The organism is Neisseria sp. P0021.S007 (assembly GCF_051956855.1).
The window spans coordinates 1-576 of the sequence record NZ_JBQCXA010000865.1; the positions used below are offsets into that span (position 1 = coordinate 1).

General features: G+C 45.7%; 2 protein-coding genes. One reads left to right on the forward strand and one right to left on the reverse strand.

Annotated features, from left to right (window positions below; all coding sequences use genetic code 11):
* Positions 1-206: hypothetical protein (locus ACTHUR_RS16400; protein ID WP_440399739.1), on the forward strand; the 206-nt coding region annotated here is incomplete at its 5' end.
* Here ACTHUR_RS16400 and ACTHUR_RS16405 read toward each other — a convergent pair.
* On the reverse strand, positions 203-576 hold a 374-nt coding region (locus ACTHUR_RS16405), incomplete at its 5' end, for a S16 family serine protease (RefSeq protein WP_440399740.1). The two genes, ACTHUR_RS16400 and ACTHUR_RS16405, sit on opposite strands and share 4 nt — an antisense overlap.

The window sequence follows — 576 nt, forward strand, 5'->3', positions numbered from 1 at the left end:
ATTCAGACTTGTTCACAATTAGTCCCTTCCTATCGTATAAAGATGATGAAATGCCCGAATACTCGGGGCTTGAGCGCTTTCAAAGCACATACGCACTTTATAGCAATTCTGAAATTATCATGTCAAGTAAAAAATGTGGAATTGCCCTATTTTTGGGGCATTCAGGGCAAAACCACATTTTTTGCAACATCAGACGGCCAACTTAATGCTTGGTTGCTTTTGTTCTTGACTTTGTCTTAGGAGTTTGCACGGTCTCGGCAACTGCCAATTCGGCAACCCATTGCTCAGGCTGAGTTTCCAGACTCAAAGCCAACACTTCATCAATCCATTTGACCGGATGGATGGTCAGACCGGTTTTGACATTTTCAGGGATTTCTTCCAAATCTTTGACGTTGTCTTTCGGAATCAATACATGCTTGATGCCGCCGCGCAAAGCAGCCAGCAGTTTTTCTTTCAAACCGCCGATCGGCAACACTTCGCCACGCAAAGTGATTTCACCGGTCATCGCCACATCCGCACGCACCGGAATTTTGGTAAAGGCAGAAACCATCGCCAAAGTCATGGCAATACCTGCGC